This window comes from Pseudoroseomonas cervicalis ATCC 49957 (genome assembly GCF_000164635.1).
GTDB classification, from domain to species: Bacteria; Pseudomonadota; Alphaproteobacteria; order Acetobacterales; family Acetobacteraceae; genus Pseudoroseomonas; species Pseudoroseomonas cervicalis.
This window is the reverse complement of record NZ_GG770777.1, coordinates 645714-661540: the sequence shown is the minus strand read 5'-3', so window position 1 is coordinate 661540 and position 15827 is coordinate 645714. Positions and strand designations below refer to the sequence as shown.

Here is a 15827-nt window from a genome sequence, read left to right as displayed (position 1 = left end):
ACAGAAGCGGAACATCTGGCCCGGCGCAATAGGCATGCGTCGGTGTGATTTGCCAGCAAAGGAGGCACCGGAGGTTGGCTTGCGAAGGCCCGCCAGTCCATCAGGTGGCTGGATCTACCGTGCTGAATCCTTTCGGATTTCCTTGCAACATTGGGTTGGCGCAGGATGGCCATGGCATGTTTGCCGTGGCTGGCTGCCGATAGTCACGCCCGAAATGTCGTAGGATCAGATACCTAACGCTAGGCGCCGAGCATGCCATTCCAGAGACCATGTACCGGAAGCCGATTAAACCACGGGGTTGAAAAAGGCACTGAATAAACCGTGCCGAGGTGCCCGCCGTCATCTGGATGCGGCCTATAGCTCCGCAAATCGTGAACGGTTCGTCAGGGTGTTACAGCCACTACCCGGCGGAGGTCTGGGGTTTGGCGATACTCTGCCTTCGCGGGTAGCGGAGTCAGCATTGGGAGTTGGCACCTAACGCCGCCAGGATCCCTCCGAAGGCCGCTCCGGCATGGTGTTCGGGTGGTGCAGGCTCCCGCGTGTCCCGTCGGCGAACCAGCCGAGCCATCGGTCGATGAAGTCCTCGAGGCTTTCCGAGGAGAACGGGGTGAACGGCCAGGCCATCTGATACTCCGCCAGCCCGGTCCACAGCGCCTTCGCGGCTGCCTCGCCGGGCGGCAGGGAGAACGGCGCGAGCCGGGAACGCTGGCGTGAGAAAGGGCTCAGCATGAAGGCGGCCTCGTGCCAGCCGTACCGGCCTGCCACCTTGATGTCGCCGAACCAGAGGGTGTGCGAGCGGCCGTCGTAGTCGTGGCGGTTCGAGGGCACCCGCAACTCAATGGAGGCCGCGGCAGCCACGTTGAAGGCGGGCGCCTCCCAGCCTTCCCACGGCTTCTCGGCCACGGCGACAACGCCGCTCAAGGACAGGGTTGCCCCGTTAAGCGACGCGGACCAGCCGCCGTCCTGTGCAGGGCGGATGGTAGCTGTCGGAGCATCCGTCTTGATGGTGTCGCGCACCTGCTCGCTCAGCCGCCTGAAGGAAGCCCGTGCGTCGCGGACGAGGTCCCGGCGCCTCTCCGCCTCCGAACGCGCTGACGAAGCCAGCCGGGCGTCCTGGCCCATACGAGCGACGTTCAGCCCGTTTGCCTCGCGCAGGCGACTTCTGCCTTGGGAACTTGGGACACGCTGGGCCGCCTCCAGGCGCGCGAGCAGGTTTGCGGGGCTGGGCCGGGTACCGGGCGACTTGTAGAGGCATTCCGCGATGATGGATGCCAGGGCGGTGGAAACGCCTGCCAACGGCGCCGGGTCGGCGTGCAGGTGCTGCTCACGGAAGTCGTGCACGTCAGGCCCCGGGAACGGACGGGAGCCGGACAGGAGTTCCTGGGCGATGACGCCCAGGGCATACACGTCGGCCGCGCCGGTGGCCCGCTCTCCCCTCCACCGCTCCGGGGCGGCGTACGCGAAGCTCATTGCGTACTTCAGGGTGTCCGGCGCCGTGGTCGCCTCGGCGTACCGGGAGATGCCAAAATCTGCGAGGCACCACCTGCCTTCGAGAAGCAAGACGTTCTCTGGCTTCAGGTCACGGTGCACGACCTTGCCGTTCATGTCGGATAGCGCCAGGGCGATGTCGGCCATCACGGCCAGCGCATCCTCCAGGGGCATCGTACCCCCGGCGTCCGTGATGTGCTGCCGCAATGACGCCTGCGCGCGCGGCATAATCAGAACCCAGTGGCCGTCGGTCTCACCGCTGTCGATGATGGGGACGACGTTCCGGATCCCGTCCAGGTCCGTGAACAGCATCTCGCGCTGGGCGCCCGGCGCCTTTGAAACGAGCTTCGCCACGGCGGGGCCAACGTCCCCGGAGGTGCACCGAGCCTCGAACACCTGCCCGAAGCCACCGGCCCCGATCCGATCTCCCAGCATCCACTCGTGATTCAGGCGCAGCCGCATCCTCGATCTCCAGCCGATGGCGGGGTGCATGATAGCGCGGCGCCTGCCGAAGGGGACCAGCCCGACCAAACCGGACTGGCTACGCCTCGCGGCACACGTGGCGCGGCCCACCGGATCCAAGGATCCGGTGCCATGTTGGTGGTCGGAAGACCGCTAGCCGCTACAGCCTCCCGTCACCACCCACGTTCGTAGCGCGGGCCATACCCGTGCTGATGCCGCCACGCCCGGCGTTGCTCGCGTTCCTGCTCGATGCGCCAGGCTTCGCGCCGCGCGGCCTCGGCGATGCGGGCCTCGTCCCGCTCCCGGCGCCACTCCCGCCACTGCTGGCGCCGCTCCCAATTGCCGTCGTACGGCCGCTGGTACCAGTACTGCACGGTCTGCGCCACCGCTGGCGGCGCGGCCACGGAAGTGGCGGCCGGGGCCGCGGACGCGTTGTGCGCCGTCAGCGTGAGCAGGCTCGTTGTCATTGCGGCTGCTGCCGCCACTACGATCCTACGCATCTGAACCTCCGCGGTGGGAACCTCGAGGCTGGCAAAGTCGCAGGACACATTGTCGGCTGTTGGGCTGAACGATGGCCCCGGCGAGGCAGCCAAAGCCATCGCGGGGACCGACCTGCTCGTCGGGGGGGCTCCGAACCAGCGAGTTAATGCTATGCTGCCGCTTCCCCGAAGCTCACGGGCGCCATGGACGGACCAGCCAGCTGCCAGCCTCCCGTGATGCATGACCTGGACAGGGTGGGCACCCGGCTCCCCTACGGCTTGGCCGAGGATGGCCGCCTGGCCCACGTGTCTGAGGTGGCCTCGGGGCTGGCTTGCCGGTGCCGCTGCCTACGCTGCGGCGAGCGGCTGGTGGCCCGCAAGGGGACCATCAAGGTCCACCACTTCGCCCACCACGTGGACCGCGCCTGCATCGGCGCCTGGGAGACCACCCTGCACCGGCTGGCCAAGGAGATCGTGCTGGAGGCCCGCGAGATCCTGCTGCCGGACGCGGTCGCCGAGGTCGACGGCCTGCGCCAGGACGTCGCCTTCGCCACCATCTTCGCCTACGAGGCGGCGGAGGCCGAGGTCGATATGGGTGGCCTGCGGCCCGACGCCGTCATCCGCGGCCGGGGCCGGGAGCTGCTCCTCGAGTTCCACGTTCGCCATCCCTGCGGCCCCGAGAAGCTCGCTCTCCTGCGGGTCCGGAACCTGCCCGCGATCGAGATCGACCTGTCGCGCGTCCCCCGTCACGCGTCGCGGGCCGAGCACGCCGAGCAGGTGCTGCGCGGGGCGCCGCGCCACTGGCTGCACAATGCCAAGGTGGCCGCCGAGGAGGCGCGCCTGCGGCGCATCGCCGAGGAGCAGGCCGCGGTGGAGCGGCGGCGCAGGCAGCGGCTCCATGGCCGCATCGCCGACGAGGTGGCGGGCGCCTGGATTGAGCCCGCGAGCCCCGGCCATTCAGGCTGGCGGATCAGGGCCATCGACGCCGGTTTCGGCGGGTTCGTCGGCCGCAGCGTTCCCGGGGCCGAGTGCTTCGCGGTGGACGCCGAGACGTGGCAGGCGGCCTTCCTGGACCATGTCGCCATCAGCGCCGCGGGCCACCTGGTGACGGGCGACGCCGCACTCCGGACCCTCCAGAAGCGGCAGATGCTCAAGGCGCCGTTCCAGATCCGGCGGAACTGGGAGCCGGAGCTGGTCGCGCACATCCGGGAGCGCGTGCCGGGCCTCCGCCCGCCCCACGAGGTTATCGCCGACTACGCCGACTGGCTGGCGGAGCGCGGCCTGCTGATGCGCGTCCGCCAGGGCTGGGCGGCCGCCCAGACCGTCGGGTGGGAAGCCAGGCCGCGGATGGAGGCGGCGAGTGAGTCGAGGCGCCGCCAAGGCGGACTCCAGGACAAGCTGGACACCCTGCTGCAGGCGGCTGGGCTGCCCTGGACGGACACGGCAGGCTGGTTTGACAAAGCTGTCCCCGAGTTCGGTGTGGCGCCTCGTGTGCTGGCCGAGGAGGGCGGCGAGGGCTTCGAACGCCTCATGCGAAGGCTCGATGAGCTCGAGAGGATGGTCCAGCCGCACGCCAGCCCGTACGAGGGCGGCTTGCTGGGCCTGCCGCTGGAGGCGGTGCGGCAGAGGCGCCGGGACGAGGCGCGTGCCCGGCAGGAGGCCGCACGCCTCGAGCGCGAGGAGTTCGCGCGGCAGGCTGCGGAACGCCGCCGCCAAGAGTCAGGGGACTTCGTGGGCACCCTGATGACACGAGCCGTCGCCTTGATGGGTCAACATGCGGGCACGACCTGGGTCTGTGATGCGGTCAGCGCCGCAACCGGGCTGCCCCTCGACGAGGGGCAGTTCGCGCTGGACTGGCAGGCGAGGAACCGCATCAGCGAGGCGATGGCGGGCGAGCGGGACCGCATCATGGCGACCCGGGAAGCCGAGAGGCGCCGCCTCGACAAGGAGGCGGAGGCTGCCGCCGTTGTGGCAGGCTGCCGGAGCAGGCTGGAGGCGGAGGTAGTGGCCCGCTTCCCCGGTCAGCCGGACTGGGCGCAGATGTGGCTGCGCGGCAAGCACCCCGCACTGGGTCGTTCGCCCTGGGAACACTGCGCCGACGATCGGACGCTCGAACGCTGCAGGAGCCTGCTCGACGCGGCGCTGCCCAAGGGCAGGCGGCGGTAGGCTGTCGACATGGGCTCCCGCAGGCAGGCGGCGGTGGTTGTGCTCGGCGCGCGATCGGAAGGACCAGTGCAGGGCGCCCGCCGTCGTCAATGGGCTGACAGGCTTGTGGCGCAGGGAAGCCGCGATCAATCATCGGATGGGCTTACCCAACCGATCAGGAGGCTTCCATGGGCGACAGCGCGGTACATGCGCTGGCTTCGGTAGACGGTGGGCTTTCCCGTTCCGCGTCGGCGCGGCGGTGGGGCCATCTACATCTGAACGAAGCCAGCTTGCTCGACGCCATAGCTCTGGCGGAGGCGCGAGGGGCGTGGACCGCCGTCCGGCGTTACTTCGGCTGCAAGGAGGCGGTCCATCTCGACGCCTCTGCCGAACCTTCGCTGGCAGCCCACATGCGTGAACTTCGGGCCCGCCTGGAGGAAGCCGAGGCTTACGAGGCCGTCCACGGGCAGGGGAGCCTTCGTAAGCCCGACCATCCGTTTAACATACGCATGGACGCGATGATGCGCAGGCTGCGGGAGAGTCAGGGGCGGGTCAGCTCCGAAAGCTAGCGAGGTCCGCCCGGCCCGTTACCGGGGACTTCGTCAATTGCGTTCGAAGCCTCCTCCCAGCTTTCGAAGATCTCCTCCGGAAAAAGGTCGGGAAGAAGGGCCTCGGGTCCTGCAACGATGAAACACTCACCCCCGTCGGCCTGCTCAATCCTCCAGATTCGCCAGTCCGGGTCCGCGCTGGCGCGTGCCTCGAGAAAGGCGGGTCCGACGGGATCCGCCGAGGTGGGCTGAGCCGACGCCGGTTCCTCAGGCACGCTCCCCTCTCGCTTGGCGGTCGCAGCCTTATCGCCGAACTTGCGGACGTCGTCCGCCACCGCGAGCTCAACGAGACCACCGCGCGCGAAAGGACCCAGCAGCCTACCAGTCGGACCCCGGCCAAACCAACTCGCCAGCGGCGGCCGAGCGTCCGGATCCAGTACGACGGACCACACATGGCCGCCACCGGCCACATCGAACTGCTCTTTCATCAGGTTTGCCCCATTCGCCGCGTCCGGATACGGCGGAAGCGCGGGCGTAGTCCAGGTAGTGGGTGCCTCCGATAGGTTGGAGTGCGCGGGCTGAAGTGGCTCGACCCCTACAAGCGGGGCGTCCGGAGGCGGGCTTCAGATGGCGGTGGTGTCCCTCATGATCCGATGATGCCAAGTATTCCGGCCCCCAGCTTCCCGGCGTCCTCCTCGCGCAAGACGACGGTGACCGGCTGGAGCACATGACCGGCCGGATGCCGCAGCACCGCCTGGCCGGTCACGCGGACGATGCCGCCGACCCGCTCGTAGGCGAAGGCGAACGCGCCATTGGCCCCACGCGCCAGCTCCAGCATCCAGGACCCGTCGGCGCCCTGCACCACCGGCGGCTGTCCCTCCGGGCGTGCCAGCGGGGCAGGGGTGTGGCCGATGAACGTCGTGTCCTTGCTGGGCATGCGCATTCCTTCTGCTTCCGCGCACGCTGTCCTTAGTGACCAACGACCAAGCCTTGCTGGCGTGCGGCGGCGAAGGTGGCGCCGACGCGATCGCCGGTCCAATCACAGGAACGGCGCCGCGCGGCGGGACGGAGGCGACGGCCGCGCGACGGCCCGCATGACCGGGCGTCAATCCTTCGCCGTCGCCTCGCCGCCGGACGCCTCCATGACGACACGGACCATCATCTCGACGGCCTCCGACCGGCTGCCCAGCCCGTTGTGGCGGGCCAGCGCGTCCAGCCACCCGGCGGTCTCGGCATCGATGCGGATCGTGCGGAAATCCGCCGCCCGGCGCACCTCGTCGCGCAGCCTCGCCAGTAGCCGCGCCCGAGTTGCCGCGGCGAACTTCTCGGTCACCAGCAGGTCGGGCGAACGCGGATCCAGCACGTGCCGGGTCAGCCAATCCGCCTGCGCGGCGCCCCGTGCTGCGCGCCACGCCGCGCGGCGCGCCGGGAAGGAATCTGCGAGCGCGTTGTGCTCTCCGTCGGACGCCTCGGGGGGAAAGGACAGGATGGGTTCCGGCCCCCCAGCCTCCCGGTACTGCCCGACGCGCCTCAGCACGCCCGGGTGCCGCATGGCCACGCCAGCTTTGGCCAGCCACGCGAAGCAGTCGTCGCCGACCTCCTGCTGGAGCAGCATGGCGGCCATCCTCTCACGCCTCGGCGTCGTGCGGCGGCCCATGGTGGCTGTCCTTTCCCCGACGGCGTGGCGCCGGGCAACCCCGGTTACCCGGCGCCCGACCCATCCCGTTTTCCTTCTGATGACCGCAGGTGCGTGGTCGCGACCCGGGCCATCGCCTTCACCGTCACGGAGCGGCTCGTGGACTCGAACAGCCTGCGGCCGATCTCGTCCAGCCCGAGGGCCGTCTCCTCGGAAACGCGGACCGTCAGGACAGGGCCACGGGCGATCCGCGCCCGGTCGCGGAGCTTGGCCAGCAGACGGGCGCGCAGCGCTTTCGCCCGGTCCGGAGGAAGCAGGCAGTCAGGGGAAACCGGGTCCAGCACGTGGCGCAGCAGCCAATCGTCCTCGTGGCGCTGGCGCGACCGGAGAAATCTCTGCCTGGCGGCCTCGCCTATCGGCTCCGACCCGCCGCTGGCCGCAACGGGGCCGCGCGAGTACGCGTGCAGGACGCTTCTGAGAGCATCCGAGTACAGCTTGGCGCCGTGCGCCCGCAGCCAGCCTTCGAGGTCGAATCCGAACTCGGACCGCAGCAGCCGCAGCAGTTCCTTGTCGCGTTCTGCTATCGGTGGCGTGCCCATGCAGCGCCCAATCCTTGTTTCTCGACGGACCTCGGCGGTGCCAAGGGGCAACGCGAATACCGTGGAACTCCACGGTCAGCAAGTGCCGCCCCACCGGCGTGGAGCTCCACGGTAAATGCGCAGGGTCGATCGGCCACCGGCGCCGCCATGTCGCCGATGTCGTCCCAGGCAAAACCTTCCGGGCGCGATCCGTAGTGAAGTTCCGCGCGATCCGTAGGGGAAGAGCCCCGTAACCGACTGATTCCACCAGCGGAATCCGCTCCGAATCTTGAATAGATTCCAGGGGGACCGCGCGCCGCCGGTTCGGCATGCCTCAGTCGGCCAGCGAGGAGGTGCGGCGGCAGGCCGACAAAACGGGTTGATCGCTCCGGGTTCCGCGCACGTCGTTGGCTGCGCGGAGGCTCCCATCCGGCTTCCGCCCGGCGCGGGGAGGACGGCTGGCAGCCCGCCAGGGCTTCGCTGATGCGACGTACGCCCGCCACCAACTGGCATCAAATGCCCCCTCCCCGGCGGGGAGAGTTCACGGAACTGAAACAGACAGCTTCTCGGCGATATGATACGACGTTTCCGCATATATCGAATTAACGTTCGATATGCGCGAAGCAGGAGTTCACGGCGATGTCGTCGAAGCCGACGTCCGGCGCCACAGCGGCCGGGACCACGAAGCCGAACCGGGCAGGGGCCCTGGTGCCGCGGGCGGGTAGGCTGCTCGCGCTGGTGGGGACCGCGGCGGCTTTCCTCGGGGTGGCCGCGTCCGCGCAGGCCCAGACCCGAGAGGTCACTCAGGTCACCGGCAGCTCCACGGTGGCTCCGTTCAGCCGGGCCGTCGCAGAGGCGGTCGGTAAGGCAGCGGGCGGGGAGCGGGTCCGGGTGGCCAGCACAGGCACGGTGCACGGTTTCGCCCAGTTCTGCCGCAGCAACGGCCTCGGCAGCCCGGACGTGCAGGACGCCTCGCGCCGCATCACCTCGGGCGAGTTCACGCTGTGCCTGAGGAACGGTATCAACGAGATCATGGAGATCCCCATCGGCTTCGACGGCATCGTCGTCGCTCACCGGAAGGGTCTCGCCTCGCCGAACTTCACGCTGGCCCAGCTCTGGCTCGGAGTGGCCAAGGAGGTGCCGAGGGACGGGCGCCTCGTGCCGAACCCGTACACCTCCTGGCGCCAGATCTCCCCGGACCTGCCGGACTGGCCCATCCGCGTCATCGGCCCGCCACCGACCTCGGGCACGCGCGACAGCTTCACCGAGCTCGCGATGATGGCGGGGTGCCAAGCGGCGCCGGAGGTGCAAGCCATTGCCGACGCCGCCGAGCGGAGTCGGGTATGCACGAGCGTGCGCGAGGACGGTCGCTGGACCGATGCCGGGGAGGACGATCAGGCCATCGTCGCCAAGATCGCGGACGGCGCCGACGGCACGTTAGGCATCTTTGGCTTCAGCTTCCTGGAAGCCGCCCGAGATCGTATCGAGGGCTCCATGGTCGGCGGGATCGACGACACCGCCGAGACCATCTCCTCCGGCCGCTACCCCCTCTCCCGCCCGCTCTTCCTCTACGTGAAGCGGCCGAACATCGACCGAGTGCCCGGCCTCAAGGAGTTCCTGGCCGAGTACGTGTCCGACCGGGCCCTGGGTCAGGACGGCTACCTGGCCCGCATCGGGCTGGTGCCGCCACCAGCGGACCGGCTTCGCGCGATCCAAGATGCGGTGCGCGAGCGTGCCGTCATGACCCGTCGGCCGAACGGTTGAATTTCTTCGATGACAGGAGACTGGCCTATGATCAGCAGACGCACGTCGCTTCTGGCTCTGGCAAGCCTCGCCGCCTCGCCGGTGGCCGCGCAGCAGGCACCCGCGGCGACCTCCCTGGACGGCCGGTACACGGACCGCGGCGGTGACATGGTCGCAGACACGCCGCAGGACACCAGACAGCAGGTGGACCCGTCCACGTTGATCTTCGCCTACACGCCGGTGGAGGACCCTGCTGTCTACCGCAAGGTCTGGGACGGCTTCCTGGTGCACCTGGCCAAGGAAACGGGCAAGCGGGTCCAGTTCTTCGCCGTGCAGAACAACGCCGCTCAGATCGAGGCGATGCGCGCCGGGCGCCTGCACGTCGCCGGGTTCAACACCGGATCCACTCCCCTGGCGGTCAACTGCTCCGGCTTCGTGCCCTTCGCCATGATGGCCTCCAAGTCCGGCGAGTTCGGTTACGAGATGGAGGTCATCGTGCCCTCCGACAGCCCCATCCAGAAGCTTGAGGATCTGCGCGGCCGCACCCTGACCTTCTCTCAGCAGACGTCGAACTCCGGCTACAAGGCGCCGGTCGCCCTGTTGCAGGGCCAGTTCAACCTGCGTGAGGGTACCGACTACCGCTCCAACTTCTCGGGCCGCCACGACAACTCGGTCATCGGGGTGGCGAACCGGGACTACGAGGCCGCGGCCGTTGCCAACAGCGTCATGCGCCGGATGATCGCCCGCGGCACGGTCGATGGTGCCCGCATCCGCACCATCTACAAGAGCGACAGCTTCCCGACCACGGCCTATGGCATCGCCCACAACCTGAAGCCCGAGCTGGCCGAGAAGATCCGGGCGGCCTTCTTCTCCTTCAACTGGGAAGGCTCCGCGCTGCTTGAGGAGTTTGGCAAGTCCGAGCCGCCGCAGGAGAAGTTCATCCCGATCACCTACAGCGAGCAATGGAGTGTTATCCGGCAGATCGACCAGGCCACCAACGTTTCCTACGCCTGCCGCTGAGTGTCGGAAATGAGTGAGTCGGGAATCCTGCCCTCGGCCGTCCTGGAGGTGGCGCGCCTGGTCAAGCGCTACCCCACGGGCGACCTCGCCCTTCGGAACGTGGATCTCCGGATCGGCCGCGGAGAGGTGGTGGCCCTCATCGGCCCCTCGGGGGCCGGGAAGTCCACCCTGATCCGCTGCGTCAACCGGCTCGTGCAGCCGACATCCGGCTCGGTCCGCCTGGATGGTGCCGAAGTGACGGGCCTCGGCAGCACGGCGCTGCGCCGGGAGCGCAGGCGCATGGGCATGATCTTCCAGGAATACGCGCTCATCGAGCGGCTGACCGTGATGGAGAACGCGCTCTCCGGCCGCCTTGGCTACACCGGCTTCTGGCGTTCCTGGTTTCGCCGCTTTCCCCAGGCCGACGTTGCGGAAGCCTTCGCGCTGCTCGACCGGGTCGGCCTCAAGGAGATGGCGAACAAGCGGGCGGACGCACTGTCCGGCGGCCAGCGCCAGCGCGTGGGCATCGTGCGCGCCCTGATGCAGCGCCCGGAACTCCTGCTGGTGGACGAACCCACCGCCAGCCTGGACCCCAAGACCAGCCGCCAGATCATGCGGCTTATCCTCGAGCTCTGCACCGAACGGGGTCTGGCGGCCATCATCAACATCCACGACGTGGCCCTGGCGCGGCAGTTCGCGCAGCGCATCGTCGGCCTGCGCGCGGGCGCCATTGTCTTCGACGGCCCGCCCGACAGCCTGGACGCCGCCGCCCTGACCGCGATCTACGGCGACGAGGACTGGTCGGCCACGCTGGGCCAGGGCAAGGCCACGGACGAGGAGGAGGAGCGCCGCTCCGCGGTCCCGGACGTCGAGCGTCTCGCGGGGCTTGCATGACCGTCGCCCGGCCCTTGGCGAGCCCCTACTCGGCGCAGGCCGCCGCCTGGCGCCCGCCGCCTCTCATCGGCAGCTGGGCGCTGCGCTGGGCCCTGCTGCTGGGCAGCCTGGCCTGGCTCGTGGCCGCCTTGATGACCATGGAGATCAACTGGGCCCGGGCGGCCGAGGGATGGCAGCGCGGGGCGCGCTTCCTGGCGGCCTTCGTGCCCCCTGATTTCGTCTCGAAATGGGATGACATCGCCGAGGGGCTGCTGGAGAGCGTGACGATGACCGTCGTCTCCACGGTGCTCGGCCTTGTGCTGTCGGTGCCGGTGGCCGTGGGAGCCGCGCGCAATCTGGCACCGCGCCCGGTTTACCTTCTCTGCAGGGCGGTCCTTGTGGTTAGCCGCACCTTTCAGGAGGTGCTCATCGCCATCCTGTTCGTCGCGATGTTCGGCTTCGGCCCGCTGGCGGGCACGCTGACGCTCGCCTTCGCCACCATCGGCTTCGTGGGCAAGCTCATGGCCGAAGACATCGAGGCCACGGATCCGGCACAGCTTGAGGCGGTGCGGGCGACCGGAGGCTCATGGCTGCAAGGATTGACTTGGGGCATTCTGCCACAGGTCAAGCCACGGCTCCTGGGCCTCTCGCTGTACCGCGTCGACATCAACTTCAGGGAGTCGGCCGTCCTCGGCATCGTCGGCGCAGGCGGGATCGGGGCGACCCTGAACACGTCGCTGGATCGCTACGAGTTCGACACGGCGGCCGCCATCCTTCTGCTCATCATCCTCATCGTCATGGCGTGCGAGTATGCCAGCGGTGTCATCCGCAGGGCCGCCCTCTGATGAGTGCCAACACCGAAGCCCGGACGCAGGATGTGGTGTGGCGTCGGCGGACACCGATGGGTGATCTGCTGGCTTGGGGCGCATGGCTCACCATCGTGCTGGCGACGGTCCTCTCGTTCCGGCAGATCTCGGACGCGACCATCTGGAATTTCGTCTGGGACGCGCCCCAGCAGGGCGCCGACCTGCTCTCTCGCGCCGTGCCGCCCCGCTGGAGTTACTCCAGCGTGCTGTGGAAGCCGCTCTGGGACACCGTCAACATGGCCACGCTGGGGACCCTGCTGGCCGTCATCCTCGGCATCCCCGTGGCCGTGCTTGCGGCACGCAACACTACCCCCAGTGTCCTGCTCGTCCGGCCGTTGGCCTTGTTCGTCATCGTCGCCAGTCGGTCAATCAACAGCCTGATCTGGGCGCTGGTCCTGGTGGTCATCATCGGCCCTGGGCCGCTGGCGGGCACCCTGGCCATCGCGCTGCGCTCCGTCGGCTTCATCGGCAAGCTGCTCTACGAAGCCATCGAGGAAATCGACCCGGTCCAGGTCGAGGCCGCGGAAGCCACAGGCGCCACCCGCGCCCAGGTCCTGAGCTGGGGAATCCTGCCCCAGGTGGCACCCGCCATCGCGGGCATCGGGGTCTTCCGCTGGGACATCAACATCCGTGAGGCCACCGTGCTCGGTCTGGTCGGAGCTGGTGGCATCGGCCTTCAACTGGAAGCTTCGGTGGCGACCCTCGCCTGGCCGCAAGTCAGCGTCATCCTTCTGCTCATCCTGGCGACCGTGGTGGTCAGCGAGTGGGTCAGTGCTCGAGTTCGGAAAGCCATCACCTAAGCGCGGCGCCAGACGACACAGGCAAATATTTCGATTAAGATGGAAGCATGGAACAGAACGATGCTGCTGCCGTCTTCGCCGCCCTGGGCCAGGCGTCCCGCCTGGACCTTCTCCGAACTCTTCTGGAGGCGGGGCCGACCGGCATGTCGGCGGGCGCCATCGGGGTGGCCCTCGGTATCGTCCCGTCGACCCTGTCCTTCCACCTGCGCGCCCTGGAGCAGGTCGGGCTCGTCCGCCCCACCCGGCAGGGCCGCAGCCTGATCTACGCCGCGCAGATCGAGCGCCTGCGCCATCTGGTCACCTTCCTGTCGCAGGACTGCTGCGGCGGACGCCCTGAACTTTGCGGAGACCTGATGCGGGCCTGGCCCGCCAGCCCTTCGGAGAACGGACCTATGACCCCGGCCTTCAACGTCCTCTTCCTGTGCACGCGCAACTCCGCCCGCTCGCTGATGGCCGAGGCCATCCTGAACAAGCTCGGCGGCGATCGCTTCCGGGCCTATTCGGCAGGCTCGGACCCGGCGCCGAGGCCGATGCCCGAGGTGCTGGAGAAGCTGGAAAGCCTCGGGCACGACGTCTCAAGCGTCCGGAGCAAGTCGTACCGGGAGTTCCAGAAGCCCGATGCGCCCCGGATGGACTTCGTCATTACGCTCTGCGACGAGCTGGAAGGCCAGCGCTGCCCGGATTTCGGTGGCCAGGCCATTACGGCCTCGTGGCCGCTCCCGGGGCCCGGGAAGTTCGAGGCAGGCTCCCATGAGCGCGCCCTGATGCTGAACGAACTCTACGCCAGCCTGTTCCGCCGCCTTGGCATCTTCACCAGCCTCAAGATGGAGGCTCTTGATCGCATGTCGCTCCGGCACCGGCTGGACGACCTCCGCGGGGCCCCTCTGACCGTAGCCAGGGAGCACTGACATGCGCGTCGGGATCAACGGCATGGGCCGCATCGGCCGCCTGGCCTTCCGCGCCGCCCTGGGCGGCGTCCACCGCGAGGCAGACGACCCGCGCGCAGGCAACCGGCTGGACATCGTCCACGTCAACGAGCTTAAGGGTGGAGTCGAGGCCACGGCGCACCTGCTGGAGTTCGACACCATCCACGGCCGGTGGCGCGAGCGGATTGCGGCGGAGGGCGGCGAGGCGCTGCGCCTGGGCGACCGGCGCGTCGGCTTCAGCGCCGCCGCAGCACCGGGTGACGTCCCCTGGGGCGACCTCGGCTGCGACGTCGTCCTGGAATGCACGGGCAAGTTCCTGAAGCAGGAGCAGTTCCAGGCTTACTTCGACCGCGGCGTGAAACGCGTCATCGTGGCGGCGCCGGTGAAGGACTCTGCGGCGGCGGCCCTGAACATCGTGGTGGGCGTCAACGACCACGAGTACGACCCGGCGCGGCACCGCCTGCTGACGGCGGCGTCCTGCACGACGAACTGCCTGGCGCCGGTGGTGAAGGTGGTCCACGAGGCCATCGGCATCCGCCACGGCCAGATCACCACGATCCACGACCCGACGAACACCAACGTCGTGGTGGACGCGCCGCACAAGGATCTGCGGCGGGCGCGGTCGGCCATGCTGTCCCTCCAGCCGACCACGACCGGCAGTGCCACCGCCATCGCGCTCATCTACCCGGAACTGAGGGGGCGGCTGAACGGCCACGCCGTGCGGGCGCCGGTGCTGAACGCCTCGCTCACGGACGCCGTCCTCGAGCTGCGGCGCGAGACCACGGCCGAGGAGGTGAACGCCCTGTTCCGCGACGCCGCCGCGGGGTCTCTCGCCGGGATTCTCGGCTACGAGGAGCGTCCGCTGGTCTCGGCCGACTACGCCAACGACACCCGCAGCGCCATCGTCGATGCGCCCAGCACCCTGGTGACCGACGGCACCATGCTGAAGGTCTATGCCTGGTACGACAACGAGATGGGCTATGCCTGCCGGATGGTGGACCTCGCCTGCATCGTGCGGGAGCGAGGCGCCTGATGTCCGCTGTCCGCAACTATCTCATCGTGACCGGCGCCTACTGGGGCTTCACGCTCACCGATGGCGCGTTGCGGATGCTGGTGCTGCTGCACTTCTACCAGCTCGGCTACACCCCGTTCACCCTGGCCTTCCTGTTCCTGCTCTACGAGGCGGCGGGCATCTTCGCCAACCTCGGCGGCGGGTGGCTGGCCGCAAAATTCGGCATCCCGCGCATGCTGGCGATCGGGCTGACGCTGCAGATCGGCGGCCTGCTCATGCTGTCGGCGCTCGACCCGGCCTGGAGCGCCGCCGCCTCGGTCGCCTGGGTGGTCTGCGCCCAGGGCATCTCGGGCGTGGCCAAGGACCTGACCAAGACGGCCTCGAAGTCGGCGATCAAGGCTTCGTCGCAGCAGGGCGCCGGGCAGCTCTTCCGGTGGGTCGCCTGGTTCACCGGCTCCAAGAACGCCATGAAAGGCTTCGGCTTTTTCCTCGGGGGCTTCCTGCTCCAGGCCGTCGGCTTCCGTCTGGCTCTCTGGGCGCTGGTGGCGTTGCTGGCGGTGGCACTGGGGGGCGTGCTGCTGTCGCTTCCCCGCGAGCTGGGCAAGGCCAAGTCATCCAAGAGCTTCAAGGAACTCTTCGCCAAGAACCGGGGCGTCAACTTGCTGGCGGGCGCCCGGGTGTTCATGTTCGGCTCGCGCGACGTCTGGTTCGTCGTCGGCCTGCCCGTCTTCCTGTACAGCCAGGGCTGGAATTACGTCGGCGTCTCGACCTTCCTGGCCGCCTGGACGATCGGCTACGGCGCGGTGCAGGCCCTGGCGCCGCAGGTGGTGCGCCGCAGCCCCGACGGCCTGTCGCGCGAGGTGCCGGAGGCGCGGCTCTGGGGGATGGTGCTTGCGGCTATCCCCGTCCTGCTCGGCATCGCACTGGCGATGGGCTCGATTGGCCGCCCCGACCTGCTGGTGGTCGCCGGGCTGGCCGTCTTCGGCTTCGCCTTCGCCGTCAACTCCTCCCTGCACTCCTACCTCATTCTGGCCTACGCCGGGTCCGAGAAGGCGGCAGAGGACGTCGGCTTCTACTACGCCGCCAATGCGGCCGGGCGACTGGGCGGCATCCTGCTCTCGGGCATCCTGACCCAGTACGCCGGGCTAGAAGGGTGCCTGTGGGGCTCTGCCGCCATGCTCGTCGCCTGCGTCCTCCTGACGTTCATACTGCCGACGGGAAGGCAGCCGCAGCCAGCTGCGGTGTGAAGGTTCCGAGCATTTGTCGTGACAA

General features: G+C 68.8%; 16 protein-coding genes. 10 read left to right on the top strand and 6 right to left on the bottom strand.

Going from position 1 to position 15827, the window contains the following annotated elements; translation table 11 throughout:
* Positions 1-474: 474 nt before the first annotated feature.
* On the bottom strand, positions 475-1950 hold the full coding sequence (locus HMPREF0731_RS02845; protein ID WP_040611878.1) for a serine/threonine-protein kinase: 1476 nt from the start codon (positions 1948-1950) through the stop codon (positions 475-477).
* Positions 1951-2123: 173 nt separating this feature from the next.
* Complete coding sequence (locus HMPREF0731_RS02840; RefSeq protein WP_007002499.1) at positions 2124-2417, bottom strand: hypothetical protein; 294 nt, start codon at positions 2415-2417, stop codon at positions 2124-2126.
* Positions 2418-2666: 249 nt separating this feature from the next.
* Here HMPREF0731_RS02840 and HMPREF0731_RS23035 point away from each other — a divergent pair, with 249 nt between their 5' ends.
* Both HMPREF0731_RS23035 and HMPREF0731_RS02830 read left to right on the top strand, forming a co-directional pair.
* A complete protein-coding gene (locus tag HMPREF0731_RS23035) occupies positions 2667-4595 on the top strand; it encodes a competence protein CoiA family protein (protein ID WP_007002498.1) in 1929 nt (642 codons plus the stop codon).
* Positions 4596-4762: 167 nt separating this feature from the next.
* Positions 4763-5143: a ParB N-terminal domain-containing protein gene (locus tag HMPREF0731_RS02830; RefSeq protein ID WP_040611877.1), complete on the top strand. Its 381-nt coding sequence runs from the start codon at positions 4763-4765 to the stop codon at positions 5141-5143.
* Here HMPREF0731_RS02830 and HMPREF0731_RS02825 read toward each other — a convergent pair.
* The 4 genes from HMPREF0731_RS02825 to HMPREF0731_RS02810 form a co-directional block, all read right to left on the bottom strand.
* Positions 5140-5610, bottom strand: a complete 471-nt coding sequence (locus HMPREF0731_RS02825; RefSeq protein ID WP_007002496.1) for a hypothetical protein — start codon at positions 5608-5610, stop codon at positions 5140-5142. The genes HMPREF0731_RS02830 and HMPREF0731_RS02825 overlap by 4 nt on opposite strands.
* Positions 5611-5765: 155 nt before the next feature.
* Entirely contained in the window at positions 5766-6059 is a 294-nt protein-coding gene (locus HMPREF0731_RS02820) for a hypothetical protein (protein ID WP_157135897.1), read from the bottom strand.
* 168 nt (positions 6060-6227) lie between these two features.
* Positions 6228-6737 carry a ribbon-helix-helix domain-containing protein gene (locus HMPREF0731_RS02815; RefSeq protein ID WP_157135896.1) on the bottom strand — a complete coding sequence of 170 codons (510 nt, stop codon included), beginning with the start codon at positions 6735-6737 and terminating at the stop codon, positions 6228-6230.
* A gap of 86 nt (positions 6738-6823) precedes the next feature.
* The gene (locus tag HMPREF0731_RS02810; RefSeq protein ID WP_007002493.1) at positions 6824-7357 is read right to left on the bottom strand and encodes a hypothetical protein; all 534 of its coding nucleotides are present in this window, start codon (positions 7355-7357) and stop codon (positions 6824-6826) included.
* Positions 7358-7975: 618 nt separating this feature from the next.
* Between HMPREF0731_RS02810 and HMPREF0731_RS02805 the strand changes: the two genes are divergently transcribed.
* From HMPREF0731_RS02805 to arsJ, 8 genes are read left to right on the top strand one after another with little or no spacing between them, the layout of a single operon-like run.
* Positions 7976-9100, top strand: a complete 1125-nt coding sequence (locus HMPREF0731_RS02805; protein WP_007002492.1) for a substrate-binding domain-containing protein — start codon at positions 7976-7978, stop codon at positions 9098-9100.
* A 27-nt stretch (positions 9101-9127) separates the two neighbouring features.
* Positions 9128-10099: a phosphate/phosphite/phosphonate ABC transporter substrate-binding protein gene (gene phnD / locus HMPREF0731_RS02800; RefSeq protein WP_007002491.1), complete on the top strand. Its 972-nt coding sequence runs from the start codon at positions 9128-9130 to the stop codon at positions 10097-10099.
* A gap of 9 nt (positions 10100-10108) precedes the next feature.
* Entirely contained in the window at positions 10109-10972 is an 864-nt protein-coding gene (gene phnC / locus HMPREF0731_RS02795; RefSeq protein WP_007002490.1) for a phosphonate ABC transporter ATP-binding protein, read from the top strand.
* Positions 10969-11796: a phosphonate ABC transporter, permease protein PhnE gene (phnE, locus tag HMPREF0731_RS02790; protein WP_007002489.1), complete on the top strand. Its 828-nt coding sequence runs from the start codon at positions 10969-10971 to the stop codon at positions 11794-11796. Before phnC ends, phnE (HMPREF0731_RS02790) begins: the two co-directional genes overlap by 4 nt.
* The gene (gene phnE / locus HMPREF0731_RS02785; protein WP_007002488.1) at positions 11796-12617 is read left to right on the top strand and encodes a phosphonate ABC transporter, permease protein PhnE; all 822 of its coding nucleotides are present in this window, start codon (positions 11796-11798) and stop codon (positions 12615-12617) included. The genes phnE (HMPREF0731_RS02790) and phnE (HMPREF0731_RS02785) overlap by 1 nt, the downstream gene beginning before the upstream one ends.
* Before the next feature lie 47 nt (positions 12618-12664).
* Complete coding sequence (locus HMPREF0731_RS26025) at positions 12665-13525, top strand: metalloregulator ArsR/SmtB family transcription factor (RefSeq protein WP_007002487.1); 861 nt, start codon at positions 12665-12667, stop codon at positions 13523-13525.
* Between the two features lies 1 nt (position 13526).
* Entirely contained in the window at positions 13527-14576 is a 1050-nt protein-coding gene (locus tag HMPREF0731_RS02775) for an ArsJ-associated glyceraldehyde-3-phosphate dehydrogenase (protein ID WP_007002486.1), read from the top strand.
* Complete coding sequence (arsJ, locus tag HMPREF0731_RS02770; protein WP_007002485.1) at positions 14576-15802, top strand: organoarsenical effux MFS transporter ArsJ; 1227 nt, start codon at positions 14576-14578, stop codon at positions 15800-15802. The genes HMPREF0731_RS02775 and arsJ overlap by 1 nt, the downstream gene beginning before the upstream one ends.
* Positions 15803-15827 lie beyond the last annotated feature (25 nt).

Excerpts from the sequence above, each read along its gene's own strand:
- phnD (WP_007002491.1), top strand. The coding sequence starts at position 9,128 with ATGATCAGCAGACGCACGTCGCTTCTGGCTCTGGCAAGCCTCGCCGCC.
- HMPREF0731_RS02820 (WP_157135897.1), bottom strand. The coding sequence starts at position 6,059 with ATGCCCAGCAAGGACACGACGTTCATCGGCCACACCCCTGCCCCGCTG.
- HMPREF0731_RS02830 (WP_040611877.1), top strand. The coding sequence starts at position 4,763 with ATGGGCGACAGCGCGGTACATGCGCTGGCTTCGGTAGACGGTGGGCTT.
- HMPREF0731_RS02810 (WP_007002493.1), bottom strand. The coding sequence starts at position 7,357 with ATGGGCACGCCACCGATAGCAGAACGCGACAAGGAACTGCTGCGGCTG.
- HMPREF0731_RS02845 (WP_040611878.1), bottom strand. The coding sequence starts at position 1,950 with ATGCGGCTGCGCCTGAATCACGAGTGGATGCTGGGAGATCGGATCGGG.
- phnE (WP_007002488.1), top strand. The coding sequence starts at position 11,796 with ATGAGTGCCAACACCGAAGCCCGGACGCAGGATGTGGTGTGGCGTCGG.
- HMPREF0731_RS02840 (WP_007002499.1), bottom strand. The coding sequence starts at position 2,417 with ATGACAACGAGCCTGCTCACGCTGACGGCGCACAACGCGTCCGCGGCC.
- HMPREF0731_RS02775 (WP_007002486.1), top strand. The coding sequence starts at position 13,527 with ATGCGCGTCGGGATCAACGGCATGGGCCGCATCGGCCGCCTGGCCTTC.
- HMPREF0731_RS23035 (WP_007002498.1), top strand. The coding sequence starts at position 2,667 with ATGCATGACCTGGACAGGGTGGGCACCCGGCTCCCCTACGGCTTGGCC.
- HMPREF0731_RS02805 (WP_007002492.1), top strand. The coding sequence starts at position 7,976 with ATGTCGTCGAAGCCGACGTCCGGCGCCACAGCGGCCGGGACCACGAAG.
- HMPREF0731_RS26025 (WP_007002487.1), top strand. The coding sequence starts at position 12,665 with ATGGAACAGAACGATGCTGCTGCCGTCTTCGCCGCCCTGGGCCAGGCG.
- arsJ (WP_007002485.1), top strand. The coding sequence starts at position 14,576 with ATGTCCGCTGTCCGCAACTATCTCATCGTGACCGGCGCCTACTGGGGC.
- HMPREF0731_RS02815 (WP_157135896.1), bottom strand. The coding sequence starts at position 6,737 with ATGCTGCTCCAGCAGGAGGTCGGCGACGACTGCTTCGCGTGGCTGGCC.
- phnC (WP_007002490.1), top strand. The coding sequence starts at position 10,109 with ATGAGTGAGTCGGGAATCCTGCCCTCGGCCGTCCTGGAGGTGGCGCGC.
- phnE (WP_007002489.1), top strand. The coding sequence starts at position 10,969 with ATGACCGTCGCCCGGCCCTTGGCGAGCCCCTACTCGGCGCAGGCCGCC.
- HMPREF0731_RS02825 (WP_007002496.1), bottom strand. The coding sequence starts at position 5,610 with ATGAAAGAGCAGTTCGATGTGGCCGGTGGCGGCCATGTGTGGTCCGTC.